Origin of the sequence: Chryseobacterium mulctrae (assembly GCF_006175945.1) — a bacterium.
Taxonomy (GTDB): Bacteria; Bacteroidota; Bacteroidia; order Flavobacteriales; family Weeksellaceae; genus Chryseobacterium; species Chryseobacterium mulctrae.
On sequence record NZ_VAJL01000001.1, the window covers coordinates 3132266 to 3152203 of the forward strand.

Below are 19938 nucleotides of genomic sequence, written 5' to 3' on the forward strand. Positions count from 1 at the left end.
AATGTTTAGAATTAATTTGAAAATAAAATTTTATTGATATTCCTGAGGAATAATTTTTAAAAGCTCTTGCTTGAAACGGGCAAACTGATTGTAATGAATATCGTTTTGTGCGTTGACGTAAACGTGAGATTTTTTATTGGTTTTAATCTGAAAACTCTCGTCAATACCATCAATCGGTTGAATACTTGGTGAACTTTCGATGCCGTCCAAATTTCTAATTTTAAAAGAAGAAGTCATGCTTTTCCAGGTCTGCGGTTTGATGGCAGAGTGCCATTCTTTGTGCTTCTTTGTTGAGGTTGCTCCGGTTTCAAAATGAATGGAGTCTTTCGTAACTTTTATCACTCTGTAAAAACCTAACTGACCACCAATTTCCGATAAGCCAATAAAGGTGATTTCTTCGGTTTTAGAATCTGGTTTTTTATCAGCAGTTTTTTCACTGCATGAAAAAAAGATCAGCAGTAAAAACATTGAAACGAAAATTTTCAAATCACTTATTTTTACTGCCGACATATTTGTACTATTAAAAATTGAACTCTAATTTATATTTTTCAAGCGCGTGTTTTAAGATCTCTGCACTTTTTCTTAAATCTTCTTCTTTCAGAACGTAAGCAATTCTCACCTGCTTTTTTCCTAATTCAGGATCGCTGTAGAATCCTCCTGCAGGAGCAACCATGATGGTTTCATTGTTCAAAGTGTATTTTTCAAGAAGCCATTGCGCGAATTTTTCAGTATCATCTACCGGAAGTTCGGCAACACAATAGAATGCTCCTTTGGGTTTAGGGCAAATAACTCCCGGAATTGCATTTAGCAAATCAACCAAAACATTTCTTCTGTGGGTATATTCTTCTCTTACGGCTCTGATATATGCTCCGTCGTTTTGGTGAGCGGCAGTTGCTGCGATTTGCCCCAAAAGTACCGGGCTTAATCTTGCCTGTGCAAATAGCATTGCAGCATCGTGAATCTTTTTTGAACGGGTAATTAAACAACCGATTCTTACACCACACATAGAATAACGCTTAGATTCAGAATCGATAATGATGCAGTTTTCGCTTAATTCAGGGAAAGCAAGCATTGAAACTTGTTGTTTCCCGTCGTAAACATATTCTCTGTAAACCTCGTCAGAAATAACAACGATGTCATATTTTAAAGCAATTTCAGCTAATTTCTGAAGTTCTTCACGGGTGTAAAGATATCCTGTAGGATTTCCAGGGTTACAAATAACGATTGCTCTTGTTTTTGCAGTGATTTTTTTCTCAAATTCTTCAATCGGAGGAAGGGCAAAACCAGTATCAATAGAGGAAGGAATTGCAACTACATTCACATTGAATGTGCTTGTAAATCCGTTATAATTTGCATAATATGGTTCTGGAATAATTACTTCATCGCCGTCATCACAAAGAGTAGAGATAGCGAAATTTAAAGCTTCAGATCCACCGTTTGTTACAATGAAATTATCTGGAGTAAGATCTGTAAAATCTAAAGAATGATAATATTCTGTAAGCGCTTTTCTGTATTCGATATTTCCTTCTGAAAGAGCATATTCCAAAACTTTTAAATCAATGTTTTTTAAAGCATTCAAAGCGGTTTCAGGAGTTTCGATATCCGGTTGTCCGATGTTAAGGTGATATACTTTTGTACCTCTCTGTTTAGCCAGTAAGGCAAAAGGAACCAGTTTTCTTACCGGTGAAGGCGGCATCTGTTGTGCTCTGTTGGAAATGTTTGGCATTGTCTAAAATTTGTATGTGCAAAAATAACAAAATATTTCGGCTCGAACTGAAATATTAATAGAAAGGATTAATTTGTGATGTATTGTTTTTTTTAATTATGTTATTAGTGTTAATAGCTCTAAAATATAGCGGATATTAGTTGCTTAATGGATTAGATATTACGTATATCTTATTTAAATTTTAATTTATTTGAAAATAATTTAAAATTAATATTGTGTATTTAGATTTAATTCATAGTTTTACAGTGAACTAATAAAAAATATTTATGAAAAGAAATCAACCAGCTCTTTTGCTGGGTGTACTGGGAGTTCTTTCCAGTTCGCTTGCACTTGCACAAAACTTTCAAACCATGCCTATTCAATCAGGTCTTACTGCAGATGTGATTGCCAATGGTGTAGGTTCTGCGACAACTTCTACGAGTACTGATGTCGATGGTGTTTCTTATGCTTTCGTTTCACAGGATTTTCAGGCAACGGCAACAAGTCCTGCTCTTACATATGGCTTGCCGACAAATGGAATTATCAATAGTGTCGTGGCATCAACCCCTGGGTTGAGTTATATTATGGCAGGGTATACTGCAAACAACTCACTAAAACTCTCCAATACGAATGACTCAGGAACATTGGTATTTACAACGCCTAAAGCTGCTTTCAAACTTTATATGCTTGCAACTACTGGTAGTGGTTCGTCTACGGTAACTGTCGTTGTTAATTTTACAGACAATACTTCACAAACTTTTACCGGAGTGGCTGTTTCAGATTGGTATGATAATACTGGCTTTGCAATTCAGGGTTTTGGAAGAATAAATAGAAATACAAATGCTTTGGAATCAGGTAGTGGAACAAATCCAAGACTTTATCAAAACTTATTGACTATTGATCCTGCAAATCAGTCTAAATTAATTCAAAGTGTAACCATTACAAAAACATCTACCGCTCAAGGTCATGCAAATATTTTCGCTTTCTCTGCCGATGTATATTCAACATGTGCTGCTCCGACTTTAAATGCTGTTGGTGCACTTACTTCAAATTCAGCAGCAGTTTCCTGGATACCTGCGACCGGAACTACAGCTACAAATTATGAAATTTATTACAGTACAACAAATACGGCTCCAACAAGTGCTACTGTACCGATTTTAACAGGGATCAGCGGAACTTCAACTACAGTTCCTAGTTTAGCTCCAAATACGAATTATTATTATTGGGTTAGGGCTAATTGTGGAGGTACGCCATCTCAAAGTACATGGTCTTTCTCAGGAACTTTTAAAACAGCTTGTGGTGCTGTGGCATCTATGACTGAAAATTTTGATTCTTACGCAGCGGGAACAACTTTACCTGATTGCTGGGGAAGGCTTGTAGGGAGTACGGGTTCATTAACAATCTCTACTACAACACCTGCTTCGGGAACAAGAAATATATATCAGTACAGTACGGCAACACAAAGTACTTCTGTTGCTGTTTTACCTGAATTTAGTAACATTAATGCAGGAACTCACTGGCTTAGACTTAAAGCTAGAGTAAGCACTGGTCCTGGAACTCTTAGCGTAGGTTATGTAACAAATCCTACAGATGCATCTACGTTTGTATCTATTCAGGCTTTGAATATTACGAATGTAAACTATGGACCTGAATACTTTGTAGCGGTACCAACTTCAATACCTGCAAATGCACGATTAGCTATCAGAAATACAGCAGATGGAAAGAGTTATTATTATGATGATGTAAAATGGGAAGCCATCCCATCTTGTGTACATCCCTCAAATGTTGTTACATCCAATGCAACAGCGAATACAGTAGATGTAACATGGACAGCACCGTTAACCGGGGCAACAGGTGGTTATGAATATTACTATTCACCAGTAAGCACAGTAGCTCCTACTTCTACAACAGCACCTAGTGGAACTTTTGCGGCAAATACTGTTTCAGGTACAATTTCAGGATTAAATCCTAATCATACTTATAACTTATGGCTACGTTCTTCATGTAGTACAATAAATAAGAGTGAGTGGACGTATCAGGTTGCTTTCAAGACAACTTGTGCACCAACACCTTCTTTATTTGAAGATTTGGAATCGTATGGTTCTTCTGTAAGTATTGTACCGGATTGTTGGGCGAGAATTATCACAACCAATGGAACTCAACAGATTAGTTCTTCAACACCGGCTTCAGGTATCAGAAATCTTTATCAGTACAGCAGTTCATCACAGAATCCTACCATTGTTGTGCTTCCTGAATTTACCAACATTAATGCGGGGACGCATAGATTAAAAATAAAAGCAAGAGTTTCTACTGCTACAGGAAGTTTAATTGTAGGGTATGTAACTAGCTCAACAGATGCTGCAACATTTGTAAATATTGAGACTTTGAGTCTTGCAAATACAAGCTATACTTCAGGAGCTGAATACACAGTAGATGTGCCTACTACAGTGCCGGCAAATGCAAGATTGGCGGTGAAGAATACTGCAGATGGAAAATCATACTATTGGGATGATGTGACTTGGGAAGCTAAAAACTCATTAAGCGCTTCTGAATCTTCTACTAAAAAGAAATTAGCAGTATATCCAAACCCGTTCAACAACGTTATCTTCATTTCTGAAACAGAAAATGTTAAAACAATAAGAGTTACTGATGTAGCAGGAAAAACATTGAAATTTATTGAAAATCCTACTAAAGAAATTAACTTAAGCTCATTAAATTCAGGACTTTATTTGATTACCATGTATTTCAAAGACGGTTCTCAAAATACGGTGAAAGCCATTAAAAAGTAAATTATTTTTGAATTATTTTTTTTAGCAGCCTTGCATTTATGTAAGGCTGTTTTTTATTTTCTAAAGATTTCGATTTAATTAAAACCTTTATTTTAAATTTGTTAAAAATTGAAACAATGCAAATTCCATCAACATCAGTAGAAGATTATATTTCAAAAATTCCTGAAGAAAGACAGGAGGTTTTCAAAAAAATGTTTGATACAGTTAATGATAATCTACCTCAGGGTTTTGAGAAAGGTGTAAGTTATGGAATGATCGGTTGGAATGTTCCTTTAGAGACTTTTCCTGCAGGTTATCATTGCACACCTGGTTCGGCGCTTCCTTTTATGGGAATGGCTTCGCAGAAAAATTTCATTGCATTGTATCATATGGGAATGTATGCAAAACCTGAACTTTTAGACTGGTTTGTGGCAGAGTTTCCTAAACATTCAAAAAGAAAACTGGATATGGGGAAATCATGTATCCGTTTCAAAAAAATGGATGAAATTCCTTTTGAATTAATTGCCGAACTGAGTAAAAAAATGACTGTAGATGAATGGATCAATATCTATGAAAGCAATCTTAAAAAATAGATTTCTATTAAACTTAGTTCTCTTCTTTTCAATTTTACTTTTTGTTGTAAGCTGTAAAAATTCTCAGACTTTAGGTTTGAAAAATGGAGATTTATTGTTTGTTACGGCAAAAGAAAGTGGCTTGTCGGGTGCAATTAATAATGTGACGCAAAAACAGAAAAATGCTTCGTTTGATCATATCGGAATTTTGCAAAAAGATAAAACAGGTGTTTTTGTTCTTCACGCAGCACCAAAAGGTGGTTCTCAAAAACAGAATTTAAATGAATTTCTAAAAGATCAGGCGAATGACGGACAAAAAGTTGTTGCTTACAGATTAAAACCTCAGTATCAGAAAAATATTCCTGATGCCATCGAAAAGGCAAATTCTATGTTGGGAAAGCCTTATAATTTCAACTATATTTTAGATGATAATTCCTATTACTGTTCAGATTACATCGAAAGAGCATTTAGAAAAGATAAAGTCTTCACATTAGAACCAATGACTTTCATTGATCCTAAAACTGGAAAAATAAACGTGTTTTGGGAAGAGTTTTATGCTAAAAAAAATCTAAAAGTTCCGGAAGGAGAGGTGGGCTGTAACCCAAATGGTTTGGCTGCTTCAGATAAAATTGAAAGAATAAAAGAGCTATAATAATCTTTTTTTTTGCCACGAATGCACGAATTTAATTTCAACTAGAATGAATTATATTCGTGCATTCGTGGCTTTTTTGTATTCATTTGAGTCTTATAAAAATTGGAGAAACTGAAAGGCTTCTCTTTTTTTATGTTAAAATTAAAAAATATTAGTCCACTAATTTGGTGGACTAATATTTTTTTATACTTTTGTGAAAGAATTAATGAGAAAATATTTAAAAATATGTAATTCAGAAAGTATTATTTAATCAAAAATGTTTTAGTTATGATTACAACCAATGTGCAGGCTTTGCCAAAAAAGGTAAACCTTATCAGAAAAGAACTGATCCTTGAAGTAGAACTGAATGGAAAAGTGAAATTCGATCATCTTTTAAATGCTATTTATCAGCAGATGGGAATTTGTTACAAAGTATTAAGCGCAAATGTGGAGTATATGAACGGAAACAATTTTGGCTCATTTCAGCTATACATCAATGCAACAGATGAAGAATCTCAGGAATTAGAATTTTTCCTTAATCATAATAAACTCTTGAATACCACTGTCGAATATACCTGCAGAAAGTATTCATAAAGCTGTACGTCCATATAGTTTGAGGAGCGTTCAATTTATTGAGCGCTTTTTTATTTTTTTTTAATCTAATTGATGTTAGGATTATTCTGGATTACCGTCAGTTCGAGTAAAATTCTGCAAGAATTTGTATCGAGAACTTTTGTTATGAACTTCTCGATACGATTTTTTCAAAATCTACTCGAAGTGACGGAATTAATATTCATTATAGATTTTATTCAATTCTCCGAGAAAAAGATTATTTTTAATCTAAATTAAATTACAAAATTATGATTGCACTTATTATTGGTGGTGTTTTGGTTATTGCCTTACTTTACGGAGTATCTATCTACAATCGCCTCGTAAAATTGAGAAATCTCGTTCAGGAAGCTTGGAGTAGTATTGATGTGATGCTTAAAAAACGTCACGATTTAATCCCAAATTTGGTTGAAACTGTAAAAGGTTACGCTACTCACGAACGTGAAACTCTTGAAAATGTTACCAAAGCAAGAAATTTGGCAGTAGGCGCAGATTCTGTGGAAGCTAAAGAAGCGGCAGAAAAAAATCTGAACCAGGCAATGGTAAATTTATTTGCAGTTGCAGAGCAATATCCTGATTTGAAAGCTAATGCAAACTTCCAGCAACTGCAGGCTGAGCTAAGTTCAATCGAAAACGATATAGAAAAATCCAGAAGATATTACAACGGAACGGTAAGAGAAAATAATACTTTGGTAGAGTCTTTCCCTAGCAATATTGTCGCCAATATGTACAAATTTGAAAAGTCTAAATTCTTCGAGCTTGAAAATATTGCCGAAAGAGAAGTTCCTAATGTAAAATTTTAAGGAATGAAAAAGCTTATAGCATTTCTTTTTCTTATTTTCTTTTCTCTGGGTTTTGCGCAGGATGCTGAAGGAGCTGTAGCTGTTGGTGAAGAGCAGACCGGTTTTGTAAGTGGTCCTGAAAAGATTCTGTCTTTTCATGCAGACATTGATGTCGATAAAAATTCTGGACTAAGCATTACAGAAAAAATAAAAGTTCACAGTCTTGGAGAAAATATTAAAAGAGGAATTTTTCGCTCACTGCCTTTGGTAAGAAATCTGAATGACAGAACTCAAAAAGTAAAATACAACATCGTTTCGGTAAAGAAAGACGGTGTTGATGAAGATTTTCACGAAGAAATTGAGGATGGTTATCTTAAAGTGTATGTGGGAAATAAGGAGGTCATTTTGTCGCCGGGAGATTATAATTATGAAATAAAATATACCACCGAAAAGCAAATCGGTTTTTTTGAAAAGTATGATGAACTGTACTGGAATGTAAATGGCAACGAATGGAGTTTTCCTGTTGACAGTATTTCAGCAAAGGTAAATCTTCCGCAAGGTGCGGGAATTATTCAGAATTCTTGTTATAAAGGTGGTTACGGAAGCACTTCTCAGGATTGTATGGCTAAAGTTCTTTCTGAGCATTCAATTGAATGGAGCGCAAAAGATTTGGGATCTGGTGAAGGTCTTACAATTGCAGTTGGTTTTAAAAAAGGAGTTATGGTTCCGCCACCGCCGCCAACTTTTCTTGAAAAATTCGGAATTCTGATTGCTGGAATTATTATCTTTTTAGGTTTGCTGTTGTATTATTATTCAACCTGGAAAAAATATGGAGTCGATCCTGAAAAGCCTACTATTTATCCACAATTCAACTCGCCCGATGATTTGTCACCGGCTTCATTAGGTTATATTCATAATGAAAGTTTTAAAAATAAATATCTCACTGCAGCTTTGGTCAATTTGGCTATAAAAGGATATGTACAGATTGTTGAAGATGAAGATCCCGGAATTTTTGGTTTGTTTAAATCGAAACAGTTTACGGTAAAAAAACTGAAAAATGCAGATCAGAATTTGCCAAAAGAGGAAATTAATCTGATGAATAATTTGTTCTCTAATATTTCCGACAGTATAAAATTTGACGGAAAATATGATCCTAAGATCGAGCAAACGGTTCGCAGCTTTCAATCAGCATTAAAATTTCAACATGATAAAATGCTAAACGAAGGGAATAATTATAAAAAACTGATCTTACCGATCTTAGTGATTTTAGGAGTTTATTTTCTCGGGCTTTTTATCAGTTTCACCATTTTCCCGGAATTTGAAAAAGTATTTTTAGGAATTTTCCTTCTTGCTGTTTTAACGATAGCTTTTGTGATTGCTATTATTTTGTTTAAATTTTTTCCTGGTTTATTTAAGATTTTCTTGGTTTTTCCTGTCATTGCTTTCGTGCTTTTAGGAATGCTTATTTATAAAGGAAGTGATTTTACGATCGACAATAATTTTAATATTTGCTATATTTTTATTGTCTTAGGTTTTATGTCTTTGGTGATCTATCAGTTTTTAATTAAACGTCCTTCAGAAGAGAAACTGAGAAAAAAATCTTTGATCGATGGTTTCAAAATGTATATGGGAGCCGCCGAAAATCAACAACTTCAATTTCACAATCCTCCGGAAATGACGCCACAGTCTTTCGAAAAACTGTTGCCTTTTGCAATGGTTTTGGGTGTTGATGAAATTTGGGGCAAAAAATTCGACGATCTGCTCAAAAAAATGTCTTATGAATATCAAAGCAATTGGTATGTTGGTTCATCAATGAATCATTTTGCGATGGCAAGTGTGCTCAATTCAAGTTTAACCAATTCTATACAATCTTCAGCGACACAACCTTCAAGTTCAGGAAGCAGTTCTGGTTCCGGATCTGGTGGCGGCGGTTTTTCCGGTGGCGGTGGCGGTGGCGGCGGTGGCGGCGGCTGGTAAAATTTTAGATATGAAAAATTGTATACAAATCATTGCTTTATTTTTCTGTTTTCTTGTTTTTGCGCAGAATGAGGTGGCTGCATTACCCGTCGTTGAGGAAGATTCTTTAGATTTTGAACAAGCTAATTTTCAGAGAGAAAGAATTATTTCTTTTCGTTCTGATATTCATATTGCCGAAAATGCTGATGTTACGGTAACAGAAACCATCAAAGTTTTTGCCAATGGAAATGAAATTAAAAGAGGGATTTTTCGTGCTTTACCAACGGTAAGAAACATTAACGGCAGAAAAGAAAGTGTTTACTACAAAATCATTGCGATTGAAAAAGAGGGTGTAAAAGAACCTTACCACACCAAAAAGGAGGGTGGTATTTTTACAATTTATATCGGGAATAAAGATGAGCAACTTGCCTCAGGTTTTTATACCTACAAAATTGTTTATCAAACGCAGGATCAGATTGGTAAATTCAAAGGCTATGATGAATTTTATTGGAATGTAAACGGAACCGATTGGTCTTTTCCTGTTGAAAACATTCAAGCAATAATTCATTTGCCAAAAAATGCTGATATTATTCAGAATTCTTGTTATACAGGCGGAGAAGGAAGTAAAGATCAGAATTGTACCAGCAAAAAAATATCATCTACACAGATTGAATTTAATGCTGAGAATTTAAATCCACACGAAAACCTTACCATAGCTGTAGGTTTTAAAGCCGGTGTTTTAAAAGAGCCTTCAGGTTTTTCTAAATGGATCAATAGGGATTGGCCAAGTCTTTCATTAGTTATCGTTGGTTTTTATCTGTTGTTTTTCTACTATAAAAACTGGAAGAAATATGGGAGAGATCCTGAAAGACCTGTAGTTATTCCACAGTTTAATGCACCAAATAATCTTTCACCTGCATCTTTAGGATACATCGATAAAGGTGAATTTGATGCTAATTTGGTGACGGCAAATCTTGTTGATCTTGCTGTAAAAGGTTTTGTAGATATTGATGAGGTAAAAGACATTAAAAAAACTTTTCTCTCAAAAATGTTCACTTTAAAAAAGCTGGGATCAGAAAACAGCAGTTTGCAGAGCGATCAAAAGAGGCTTTTAAAAAAGCTATTTGGAAAAGAAAAGGAAGTTTCGGTAAACGGTACTTATAATTCTAAAATCAAAAAAGCGGTTGACGATTTTGAAGAATTTATTTCTGAAGAAAATAAAATTTTTGTTGAAAAGATTTCTAATAAGAAAATTGTTTATCAAGCCATAAAAATAATGCTTGCAACTTTTTTTCTTGCTTTAATTATAAGTTCTTTAATTACGTGGAGCTTTCAAACATTACTTATAGCTTCTGTTATAATTATTTTTACAAGTCTTTTTGCTGCGGTATTGGTGTTGACTTGGCAGGAAGGAAATAAGGTTATCTTTTTGGTTGTACTTATGTTTTCTATGACATTTATAGTACCGATGTTTTTCATGGCATTTGCAGATTCTGATGATATTACAGCCTTTGAATCGAATTGTTTTAAATTTTTAATATTCGGAATTATTTCGATTTTAATATTTCGTTATTTAATAAATAAACCAAGCGAAGAAAAAGTGAAAATAGAATCTGAGATTGATGGCTTCAAAATGTACCTGAGTGCCGCTGAAGAAAATCAGCTTCAATTTCATAATCCTCCGGAAATGACTTCAGATGTATATGAGAAATTTCTTCCGTACGCCATTGTTTTTGGAGTTGAAGGAATTTGGGGTAAAAGGTTTAGAGATAAACTGCAGGAAACCATTGATTCTGCTCAGCCTTATGAAAATGTTCAGTATAATTTTGGATATAGCTTTGCAGGAGCTTTTACAAGTACTCTTAACGAAACAACAGTAGTTCCGGTGAGTAGCAGTTCTTCATCTTCTTCATCGGGGTCTTCAGGAAGTTCATCATCCTATTCTGGAGGGTCGAGTTCCAGCGGTTCTTCTGGTGGAGGATCTTCCGGTGGCGGTGGAGGCGGCGGTGGAGGTGGCGGTTGGTAGCTGATCTCCATTAATTTTAAATAAAGAGCCTTGTCAAGGTTCAAAACCTTGACAAGGCTTAAAGATTAAGCATTTACGTTCCTAATAAAAAAGCGTTCAGAAAATTAATTCTGAACGCTTTTTATATTTTAATTTGAATAGTAAAAATTAATTTTGCTAATAACTAATAACTAATAACTAATAACTAATAACTAATAACTAATAACTAATAACTAATAACTAATAACTAATAACTAATAACTAATAACTAGACTAAATTCTCTCAATATCAGCTCCAATAGCCTTCAATCTTCCATCGATATTTTCATAACCACGGTCAATTTGCTCGATATTATGAATGATTGATTTTCCTTCTGCTGAAAGCGCAGCAATCAAAAGTGCGTTTCCTGCTCTGATATCCGGAGAAATCATTGTGGTTCCACGAAGCGGAGATTCCTGATTTAAACCGATCACAGTAGCTCTGTGCGGATCGCATAAAATAATTTGTGCACCCATATCGATTAATTTATCAACGAAAAATAATCTCGATTCAAACATTTTCTGATGTACCAAAAGACTTCCTTTTGCCTGAGTTGCCACAACTAAAATAATAGAAAGCAAATCTGGAGTAAATCCTGGCCAAGGCGCATCTGAAACCGTAAGAATAGATCCGTCGATAAATTTCTGGATTTTATAATGTTCCTGAGACGGAATGTAAATATCATCACCACTTTGTTCCAACTGAATTCCCAGTTTTCTGAATGTATTTGGAATAACTCCTAATTGGTTCCAGTTGACATTTTTGATGGTGATTTCAGATTTTGTCATCGCTGCAAGACCAATCCAAGAACCGATTTCTACCATATCCGGAAGCATCGTGTGCTCTGTTCCGTTCAAATGAGTTACTCCTTCAATCGTCAATAAATTTGAACCGATTCCTGAAATATTAGCACCCATTCTGTTCAGCATTTTACAAAGCTGCTGTAGATAAGGTTCGCAGGCTGCGTTGTAAATTCTTGTTTTTCCTTTCGCTAAAGCTGCAGCCATTACGATGTTCGCAGTTCCTGTAACAGAAGCTTCTTCCAAAAGGATGAATTTTCCGTTAAGCTCTTTCGCTTTTAATGAATAGAAATATTCTTCCTCATCATAATTAAATTCTGCTCCAAGTTCTACTAAACCTTGAAAGTGAGTATCTAATCTTCTTCTTCCTATTTTGTCGCCTCCCGGAGTCGGCATATAAGCTTCACCATAACGAGCCAACATCGGTCCCATCAACATAATTGAGCCTCTCAGCTTAGCACCGTCTTTTTTAAATTCGTTAGACTTTATATAATCAAAATTGACATTATCTGCCTTGAAAGTATAATCTCCATGAGCATTTTTGGTTACTTTTACACCAAAGTCCCCCAAAATCTCAATGAGTCTGTTGACATCATGGATGTCTGGAATATTTTTAATTCTTACCTCTTCATCAGTTAGCAAAACTGCACACAAAATTTGAAGAGCTTCATTTTTCGCTCCTTGTGGAGTGATTTCACCTTGCAGTCTTTTTCCTCCTCTTATTTGAAATGTTCCACTCATTACCTTCTGTTCTTATGATTATTGTTGTTATTGTTAAATCTTCTTTTTGCGGGTTGGTTTTTGTTGTTTGTGTTTTTATTGTTGTTATTCCTGTTGTTATTGGTAGCGTAGTAGATTTTGCTTTTCTCTAAGCTTTCAATACCGGTAAGGTCTAATCTGTTTTGCGAAAGTTCTTTCAAATGACGGAAAATCACATCATCTGTTACATGTTCTTTATTATAAACATTGTACGACTTTTTCATGTTGTTGGCAATCACTTCGATTAAGGCTTCTTTTTCGTCGCCTGCTTCAAGCTCGATTGCTTTTTCGATCAGCTGAAGAATACTTTTTCCATAAAATTTGAAATCTCCCTGAAGTTTAGGGTATTCCATTCTTTTTGGCTTTTCTGCAAGTTCTTCTTTTGTAGGGAAAGGATATGGGGAATCTACATCTAAATCATGATTGGCAAGAATATAGAGGTGATCCCAAAGTTTATGTTTGTAATTTTCTTCGTCGCGGAGCTGTGGGTTTCTCTGACCCATAAAATCAATGATTGCCATTGCCATTTCGTTTCTTTCGTCTTTGTCTGAAACTTCTTTGCAACGCTCAACCAACTGTTGTATAATTCTGCCATATTCTGGCATATTGAGATGAGTTTTTTGGGTATTGTATTCCATAGTCTGCAAATATATGGATTAATAAAAATAATGCTTCGAAAAACTTAAATGTTTATAAAAATTTAATAAAAATATTTAAGATTTTCTTATAGTAATCTGATACCAAATTCTGAACCAAATCAGACTTCAATAAATTTCTTTTTCTGATGTTGATCGGGTAGGAAGCACTTTTGAGCCGAAAGCTTCATTCTGTTTTCGGAAATTTTGTTGTAAATTTTATCACTTATAAATGTGGGAATCAATTTTCCGATCACTGATAAATTATAAATTCCGCCTAAAAGATTGGCAATTTTTAAAACAGCTTTAGATTTAATGAGATAATATTGATGAGGTTTCCAAAGGTAGAGTGTGTTGAACTGTTTTGTTTCCAGACCTCTTTCCGATAAAAATTTCTGTCCGAAATCTGATTGCAGGGAAGCAAACATAAATTGATCTTTTTGATCTCTTTCAAGAATCCACTGCACCCAAAAATTGCATACACCGCATTCACCGTCAAAAAATACAATATGTTTTTGTTCCCAAATTTCCGGCATGATTTCTATTATTCTGTTTTAAATTTTGTTTCCCGAATCTCTCTTTTAAAATAAGTAATCAGTTCTTTTCTTTGAGCTTCGGTTAGTTTCGCGTCTTGATGTCCCAAATAATAAGATTCCAAAGGCATTTCATGTTTTTCGAGCATTTCTACACATTCCTCCATTTTATGGATCTGTCTTTTCGGCTCGTAAGTAGCAAATGTAGAAAAATTAAGATGTTTTCTTCCTTCATCGATGTGATTTTTTATCCACCAGGAAGCAGGAGCAAGATTGGTGTACCATGGATATTTAGTTTCGTCAGAATGACAGTCGTAACACGAGTTGGTAATCAGTTTTGCTATTTCCGGAGAAGTATGGGTTTTGATTTTTAAAAAATCCATTCCCGGATTCAACGGCTTGTTGGTTTTATCAATCGGAAAAAACTGGATGATTATAAAAGCGACAAGAAGAATGATCATTACTTTTTTCATACGCTGAGATTTGAGTTTCTAAACTAATAAAGATATTAAATTTTTATCAATGTATTAATATGATCAATTTTGAAACAGAGGTTTTAAATTGAATAATTCTAAATACGGGTACTTATTCTTGGTTTTTATCTAAAGTAATGCCAAATTTTATTAACTTAATTGCATTGTTATGTATTTTCTAGACTTTGCAAATTGGAATCGATAGTCAAGTTATTGTTATAGTTTTTTACTATTGTAAAAATTTTATTGATAGATTGTGTTTATTGATTAAGCGTTGTAAGTTTGCATAGTTGTAAAGCAAATAAAATTATTAAAACGTTAAACCAACATAAAAAATTAAACTAAAATGGAAAATGATTTAAACGACATTAGTAAATGCCCGTTTCATAACGGAACTATGAAAAAAGAAAACGTTGCAGGAGGCGGAACCAACAATAAAGATTGGTGGCCAGATCAATTAAGGGTTGATATTCTAAGACAGCATTCATCTTTATCAAATCCTATGGAAAAAGATTTTGATTATGCTGAAGCTTTTCAAAGTCTCGATCTAGAAAGTGTAAAAAAAGATCTTCATGCATTAATGAACGATTCGCAAGATTGGTGGCCTGCAGATTTTGGACATTACGGACCTTTGTTCATTCGTATGGCTTGGCACAGCGCAGGAACGTATCGTGTAGGTGACGGAAGAGGTGGAGCAGGAGCGGGACAACAGCGTTTTGCGCCGCTAAACAGCTGGCCGGATAATGTAAGTTTAGATAAAGCAAGAAGGTTACTTTGGCCAATCAAACAAAAATATGGCAAAAAAATATCATGGGCAGACCTTTTAATTCTTACGGGAAATGTTGCTCTTGAATCAATGGGTTTCAAAACTTTTGGCTTTGCAGGAGGTCGTGAAGATGTTTGGGAACCGGATCAGGATGTATATTGGGGAACGGAAAAAACTTGGTTAGGAGGAGATCTTCGTTATGCACACGGTTCTCCGGGTGTTGAAGGTCACGGTGTTCTTCCAGCAGAAGATGATTCTGAAGTTAATCATTCAAGAAATCTTGAAAAGCCTTTGGCGGCAGTGCAAATGGGACTTATCTATGTAAATCCTGAAGGGCCGGACGGAAATCCTGACCCGATTTTAGCCGCAAAAGATATTCGTGATACTTTCGGAAGAATGGCAATGAATGATGAAGAAACAGTTGCGTTAATCGCAGGTGGACATACATTTGGTAAAACTCACGGTGCAGGTCCTGCAGATCATGTAGGCAAAGAGCCTGAAGCAGCCGGAATTGAAGCGCAAGGATTTGGATGGAACAGTTCTTATAAATCTGGAAAAGGTCCTGATGCAATTTCAAGTGGATTAGAAGTAACTTGGACTGAAAAACCAACGGAATGGAGTAATCTTTTCTTTAAAAATTTATTTGAAAACGAATGGGAACTCACTAAAAGTCCTGCAGGAGCTCATCAATGGGTGGCGAAAAACGGAGCTAACATTATTCCTGATGCCTTTGATCCGAATAAAAAACACAGACCAACTATGCTTACAACGGATCTTTCGTTAAGATTTGATCCTGTTTATGAAAAAATATCAAGAAACTTTTTTGAAAATCCTGATGCTTTTGCAGATGCCTTTTCTCGTGCCTGGTTTAAACTAACACATAGAGATATGGGACCGAAAGTTCGTTATTTAGGTTCTGAAGTTCCTGCTGAGGAATTAATCTGGCAAGATCCGATTCCTGAAGTGAATCATGAATTGGTAGATAATTCTGATATTGAATCTTTAAGATCAAAAATTTTAAATTCTGGATTAAGTATTTCTGAATTGGTTTCTACAGCTTGGGCTTCAGCTTCAACTTTCAGAGGGAGTGACAAACGAGGAGGAGCAAACGGAGCAAGAATTCGTTTGGCTCCGCAAAAAGATTGGGCAGTAAACAATCCTGTTCAGTTGCAGAAAGTTTTATCTGTTTTGGAAAATATTCAGAATGATTTTAATAATTCTCAATCTGGAAATAAAAGAGTCTCATTAGCAGATTTAATTGTTTTGGCAGGAAGTACAGCGGTTGAAAAAGCAGCAAGAGATGCCGGACAAAATATTTCTGTTCCTTTTTCTCCGGGTCGAATGGATGCTTCCCAAGAGCAGACAGATGTAGAGTCAATGGGGTATTTAGAGCCTGCAGCAGATGGTTTTAGAAATTATTTAAAGAAAAAATTCTCTGTTTCTACAGAATCTTTATTAATTGATAAAGCACAATTGTTGACGCTTACTGCGCCGGAATTAACGGTCTTGATTGGTGGAATGCGTGCTTTAGATACCAATTTCGATGGTTCTAAAAACGGAATATTTACTCAGCGTCCCGGAATTCTAACAAATGATTTCTTTGTAAATCTTTTGGATATGAGAACGCAATGGAAAGCTATTTCAGAAGATAACGAATTGTATATGGGAACTGACCGATCAAGCGGACAGCCAAAATGGACAGCAAGTCGTGCAGATTTAGTCTTCGGTTCAAATTCTGAATTGAGAGCATTAGCTGAAGTGTATGCAAGTTCGGATGCTCAGGAGAAATTTGTAAAAGATTTTGTGGCAGCTTGGACGAAAGTAATGAACTTAGACCGATTTGATTTAAAATAGCTTATAAATCATATTTTTATGAAGGCAGTCGTTTGACTGTCTTTTTTTGCTTTAGTTATTACTGTGATTAAGTATAAGTTCATTCAAAATTAGAATGGTAAAAAACAACTATTTAAAAATATCAAATTCACAATCAGAGAGATTTTTATTGCTTAAATAATAAAAGCTTATCTTTGCAAAAAATTGAGCTCCAAAAGTTGGAGTAACTCATTGATAATCTTGTCCTATCGCTTTGTCGAAGGATTATTAAACATTTTTTATGTCAAATATTGTTGCTATTGTTGGGCGTCCCAACGTAGGAAAATCCACGTTATTTAATCGTTTATTAGAAAGAAGAGAGGCTATTGTAGACTCTACTGCTGGTGTAACCAGAGACCGTCATTACGGAAAATCTGACTGGAATGGTGTAGATTTTACTGTAATTGATACTGGAGGTTATGACGTTAATAACGATGATGTTTTCCAGGGAGAAATTTCTAAGCAGGTGCAATTGGCGATTGACGAAGCTACATCAATTATTTTTATGTTGAATGTAGAAGAAGGTCTTACCGATACGGATCACGAGATCCACGAAATGCTGAGAAGATCAAATAAACCTACTTATATCGTAATCAATAAAGTAGATTCAGCGAAAGAAGAGGTTGATGCTACGGAATTTTACCAGTTAGGAATCGAAAAATATTATACTATTTCTTCTGCAACAGGTTCTGGAACAGGTGAAATTTTGGATGATATTGTAAGAGATTTCCCAACTACAGATTATAAAGATCCTTTTGAAGGATTGCCAAAAATCACCATTGCAGGTCGTCCAAACGTAGGGAAATCTACAATGACGAATGCATTGCTTGATGCTGAAAGAAATATTGTAACAGATGTTGCAGGAACTACAAGAGACAGTATTCAGACGTTGTATAATAAATTCGGACACGAGTTTGTGTTGGTAGACACAGCCGGAATGCGCCGTAAATCTAAAGTAAATGAAGATTTAGAATTTTACTCTGTAATGAGATCTATTCGTTCTATTGAATATTCTGATGTGGTGATCATCATGGTTGATGCTACTTTAGGATGGGAATCTCAGGATATGAATATCTTTGGTCTTGCTCAGAAAAACAGAAAAGGGATCGTAATCGTTGTCAACAAATGGGATTTGATTGAAGACAAGCAAACAAATACAATCAGAGATTTCGAAAAATCAATCAGAGATAAAATCGGTCAGTTCAGTGATATTCCAATTTTGTTTGTTTCGGCTTTAACGAAGCAGAGAATTTTGAAAGCTGTGGAAATGGCAATGATTGTTTATGAAGACCGTAAGAAGAAAATTAAGACGTCTAAATTGAACGAAATAATGCTTCCGATTTTTGAAGCAACTCCACCACCTGCAAACAAAGGGAAATACATTAAAATCAAATATTGCGTACAGCTTCCAACGCCGTCACCGCAGTTTGTATTCTTCTGTAACTTACCACAATATGTAAAAGAACCATACAAGAGATTTACTGAAAACCAATTGAGAAAAGAATTCGGGTTTACCGGAGTTCCTATCGAAGTGTATTTCAGACAAAAATAATTTTACCAATCCCTTTTAGATTTTCTAAGAGGGATTTTATTCTTAATTAAATTTTATATTAAAGCTTCTCAAAATAATGAATACAGTCGTATTATCAGAACAGTTTTCTTTGGTTAATACTTGGATTAATGAACTTAGAAACGTAGAAATTCAGCACGACCGAATGAGATTCCGTAGAAATATGGAAAGAATCGGGGAGATTGCAGCATTTGAAATCAGTAAAAGTTTAGAACAGAAAGAAGTTGAAATTCAGACTCCTTTAGATACGATTAAAATAAAGGAAATTGCTGTTCAACCTGTAATTACCACAATTTTAAGAGCGGGAGTTCCTTTGTTTGAAGGGATTTTAAATTATTTGGATAGAGCAGATTGCGGTTTTGTAGCAGCGTACAGAAAACACGATGCCAACGATTATTTTTCAATCAAACAGGATTATCTTACCTGTCCGAATATTGACGGAAGACCTTTAATTGTTGCAGATCCTATGTTGGCAACCGGAGCTTCTTTAATTGAAGCGATTAAAGATTTGCTAACCAACGGAACACCAACTCAGCTTCATATTGTAGCAGCAATTGCTTCAAAGCAAGGTGTTGAAACCATTGAAAAAGCTTACCCGAATGCGAAAATTTGGGTTGGAGCAATTGATGAAAATTTAACTTCAAAAGGATATATTACACCAGGTTTAGGTGATGCCGGAGATTTAAGCTACGGAGAAAAATTGCAGAGATAAGTTTAAAATTTTAATGATAAATTAATTGGTCGTATTTTTTAATATGACCAATTTTGCATTTATATTATAAATGTTATTCATCCATTGCCATTACCAAAATACTCACTTTGTTGTCTCCGGATTTCAAAATTTCCCAGGCAATTGAAGCAATCGTATTTCCGGTGGTAAAAACATCATCAATCAATAAAATATGTTTTCCTGAAATGTTTTCTGTGATGGAAAAGGTATTTTGAGTTTCAAGACGATGTTGTCTGTCTTTCAAAGCCTGTGCTTTTGAATAATGGTTTCTTTTAATTAAATCATGACTAAAAGGAATCTCATAAAACTTAGATAATGTTTCTGTAAACAAATGCAGTTGATTATAACCTCTCTCTTTTAATTTTTTCGGATGCAATGGAACAGAAACAAATGCATCAGGTTTTTCATTTTTGAAATCTAAACGCTCTGTCGTCCATTCTGCTAAAATCTTTCCGGCTTTTTCTCGACTTTTATATTTTAATTCGTGGATGATTTTTCGGCTTAAATTTTCCTTTTCAAACTGCATTAATGCAAAAGCATTTTCAATGGGAAAAAGAAGTTTACATTTCTCCAAAATATAATTATCCTCAAAAAAGTTGAAATGCGTAAAGTGAATTTGCTCAAAACAAACATTGCAGACAAGCAAGTCGCCGTCAATAATCCGGTTGCAGTGAATGCAACGATTCGGAAAGAAAATATCTAAAATCATTTGTGTGTTTTGTAGAACTAAGA

17 protein-coding genes are annotated in these 19938 nt (G+C 34.8%); 10 read left to right on the forward strand and 7 right to left on the reverse strand.

The window, feature by feature from the left end; all coding sequences use genetic code 11:
- Positions 1 to 30: 30 nt before the first annotated feature.
- Together FDY99_RS14415 and FDY99_RS14420 are read right to left on the reverse strand one after the other, a co-directional pair.
- Positions 31 to 510 carry a hypothetical protein gene (locus tag FDY99_RS14415; protein WP_139422427.1) on the reverse strand — a complete coding sequence of 160 codons (480 nt, stop codon included), beginning with the start codon at positions 508 to 510 and terminating at the stop codon, positions 31 to 33.
- Positions 511 to 520: 10 nt separating this feature from the next.
- Positions 521 to 1726, reverse strand: coding sequence for a pyridoxal phosphate-dependent aminotransferase (locus FDY99_RS14420; protein WP_139422429.1), 1206 nt, complete (start codon positions 1724 to 1726; stop codon positions 521 to 523).
- A 266-nt stretch (positions 1727 to 1992) separates the two neighbouring features.
- Here FDY99_RS14420 and FDY99_RS14425 point away from each other — a divergent pair, with 266 nt between their 5' ends.
- The 7 genes from FDY99_RS14425 to FDY99_RS14455 all read left to right on the forward strand — a co-directional run bounded on the left by FDY99_RS14425 (position 1993) and on the right by FDY99_RS14455 (position 11049).
- Entirely contained in the window at positions 1993 to 4494 is a 2502-nt protein-coding gene (locus tag FDY99_RS14425) for a T9SS type A sorting domain-containing protein (protein WP_139422431.1), read from the forward strand.
- Positions 4495 to 4610: 116 nt separating this feature from the next.
- Positions 4611 to 5066, forward strand: coding sequence for a DUF1801 domain-containing protein (locus tag FDY99_RS14430; protein ID WP_139422433.1), 456 nt, complete (start codon positions 4611 to 4613; stop codon positions 5064 to 5066).
- Positions 5026 to 5697, forward strand: a complete 672-nt coding sequence (locus FDY99_RS14435; protein WP_139422435.1) for a YiiX/YebB-like N1pC/P60 family cysteine hydrolase — start codon at positions 5026 to 5028, stop codon at positions 5695 to 5697. Before FDY99_RS14430 ends, FDY99_RS14435 begins: the two co-directional genes overlap by 41 nt.
- Positions 5698 to 5964: 267 nt before the next feature.
- A complete protein-coding gene (locus tag FDY99_RS14440) occupies positions 5965 to 6270 on the forward strand; it encodes an NIL domain-containing protein (protein WP_139422437.1) in 306 nt (101 codons plus the stop codon).
- Positions 6271 to 6536: 266 nt separating this feature from the next.
- Positions 6537 to 7088 (forward strand): LemA family protein, encoded by a 552-nt coding sequence (locus FDY99_RS14445; protein WP_139422439.1) that lies wholly within the window; start codon positions 6537 to 6539, stop codon positions 7086 to 7088.
- Between the two features lie 3 nt (positions 7089 to 7091).
- Positions 7092 to 9044, forward strand: coding sequence for a DUF2207 domain-containing protein (locus FDY99_RS14450; protein WP_139422441.1), 1953 nt, complete (start codon positions 7092 to 7094; stop codon positions 9042 to 9044).
- Between the two features lie 10 nt (positions 9045 to 9054).
- Entirely contained in the window at positions 9055 to 11049 is a 1995-nt protein-coding gene (locus FDY99_RS14455; RefSeq protein WP_139422443.1) for a DUF2207 domain-containing protein, read from the forward strand.
- Between the two features lie 252 nt (positions 11050 to 11301).
- Here FDY99_RS14455 and murA read toward each other — a convergent pair whose 3' ends face one another.
- The 4 genes from murA to FDY99_RS14475 all read right to left on the reverse strand — a co-directional run bounded on the left by murA (position 11302) and on the right by FDY99_RS14475 (position 14268).
- Positions 11302 to 12609, reverse strand: coding sequence for a UDP-N-acetylglucosamine 1-carboxyvinyltransferase (gene murA, locus FDY99_RS14460; RefSeq protein WP_115949919.1), 1308 nt, complete (start codon positions 12607 to 12609; stop codon positions 11302 to 11304).
- A complete protein-coding gene (locus FDY99_RS14465) occupies positions 12609 to 13265 on the reverse strand; it encodes a DUF4290 domain-containing protein (RefSeq protein ID WP_074230061.1) in 657 nt (218 codons plus the stop codon). Before FDY99_RS14465 ends, murA begins: the two co-directional genes overlap by 1 nt.
- Positions 13266 to 13384: 119 nt before the next feature.
- On the reverse strand, positions 13385 to 13798 hold the full coding sequence (locus tag FDY99_RS14470; protein WP_102980161.1) for a thiol-disulfide oxidoreductase DCC family protein: 414 nt from the start codon (positions 13796 to 13798) through the stop codon (positions 13385 to 13387).
- Between the two features lie 8 nt (positions 13799 to 13806).
- On the reverse strand, positions 13807 to 14268 hold the full coding sequence (locus tag FDY99_RS14475; RefSeq protein WP_074230059.1) for a heme-binding domain-containing protein: 462 nt from the start codon (positions 14266 to 14268) through the stop codon (positions 13807 to 13809).
- A gap of 346 nt (positions 14269 to 14614) precedes the next feature.
- Here FDY99_RS14475 and katG point away from each other — a divergent pair, with 346 nt between their 5' ends.
- From katG to upp, 3 genes are all read left to right on the forward strand, one after another.
- On the forward strand, positions 14615 to 16888 hold the full coding sequence (gene katG / locus FDY99_RS14480) for a catalase/peroxidase HPI (protein WP_139422445.1): 2274 nt from the start codon (positions 14615 to 14617) through the stop codon (positions 16886 to 16888).
- 259 nt (positions 16889 to 17147) lie between these two features.
- Positions 17148 to 18458: a ribosome biogenesis GTPase Der gene (der, locus tag FDY99_RS14485; protein WP_102980164.1), complete on the forward strand. Its 1311-nt coding sequence runs from the start codon at positions 17148 to 17150 to the stop codon at positions 18456 to 18458.
- 76 nt (positions 18459 to 18534) lie between these two features.
- Positions 18535 to 19188 carry a uracil phosphoribosyltransferase gene (gene upp, locus FDY99_RS14490; protein WP_139422447.1) on the forward strand — a complete coding sequence of 218 codons (654 nt, stop codon included), beginning with the start codon at positions 18535 to 18537 and terminating at the stop codon, positions 19186 to 19188.
- Between the two features lie 73 nt (positions 19189 to 19261).
- Here upp and FDY99_RS14495 read toward each other — a convergent pair whose 3' ends face one another.
- Entirely contained in the window at positions 19262 to 19915 is a 654-nt protein-coding gene (locus FDY99_RS14495; RefSeq protein ID WP_139422449.1) for a ComF family protein, read from the reverse strand.
- Positions 19916 to 19938: the final 23 nt, after the last annotated feature.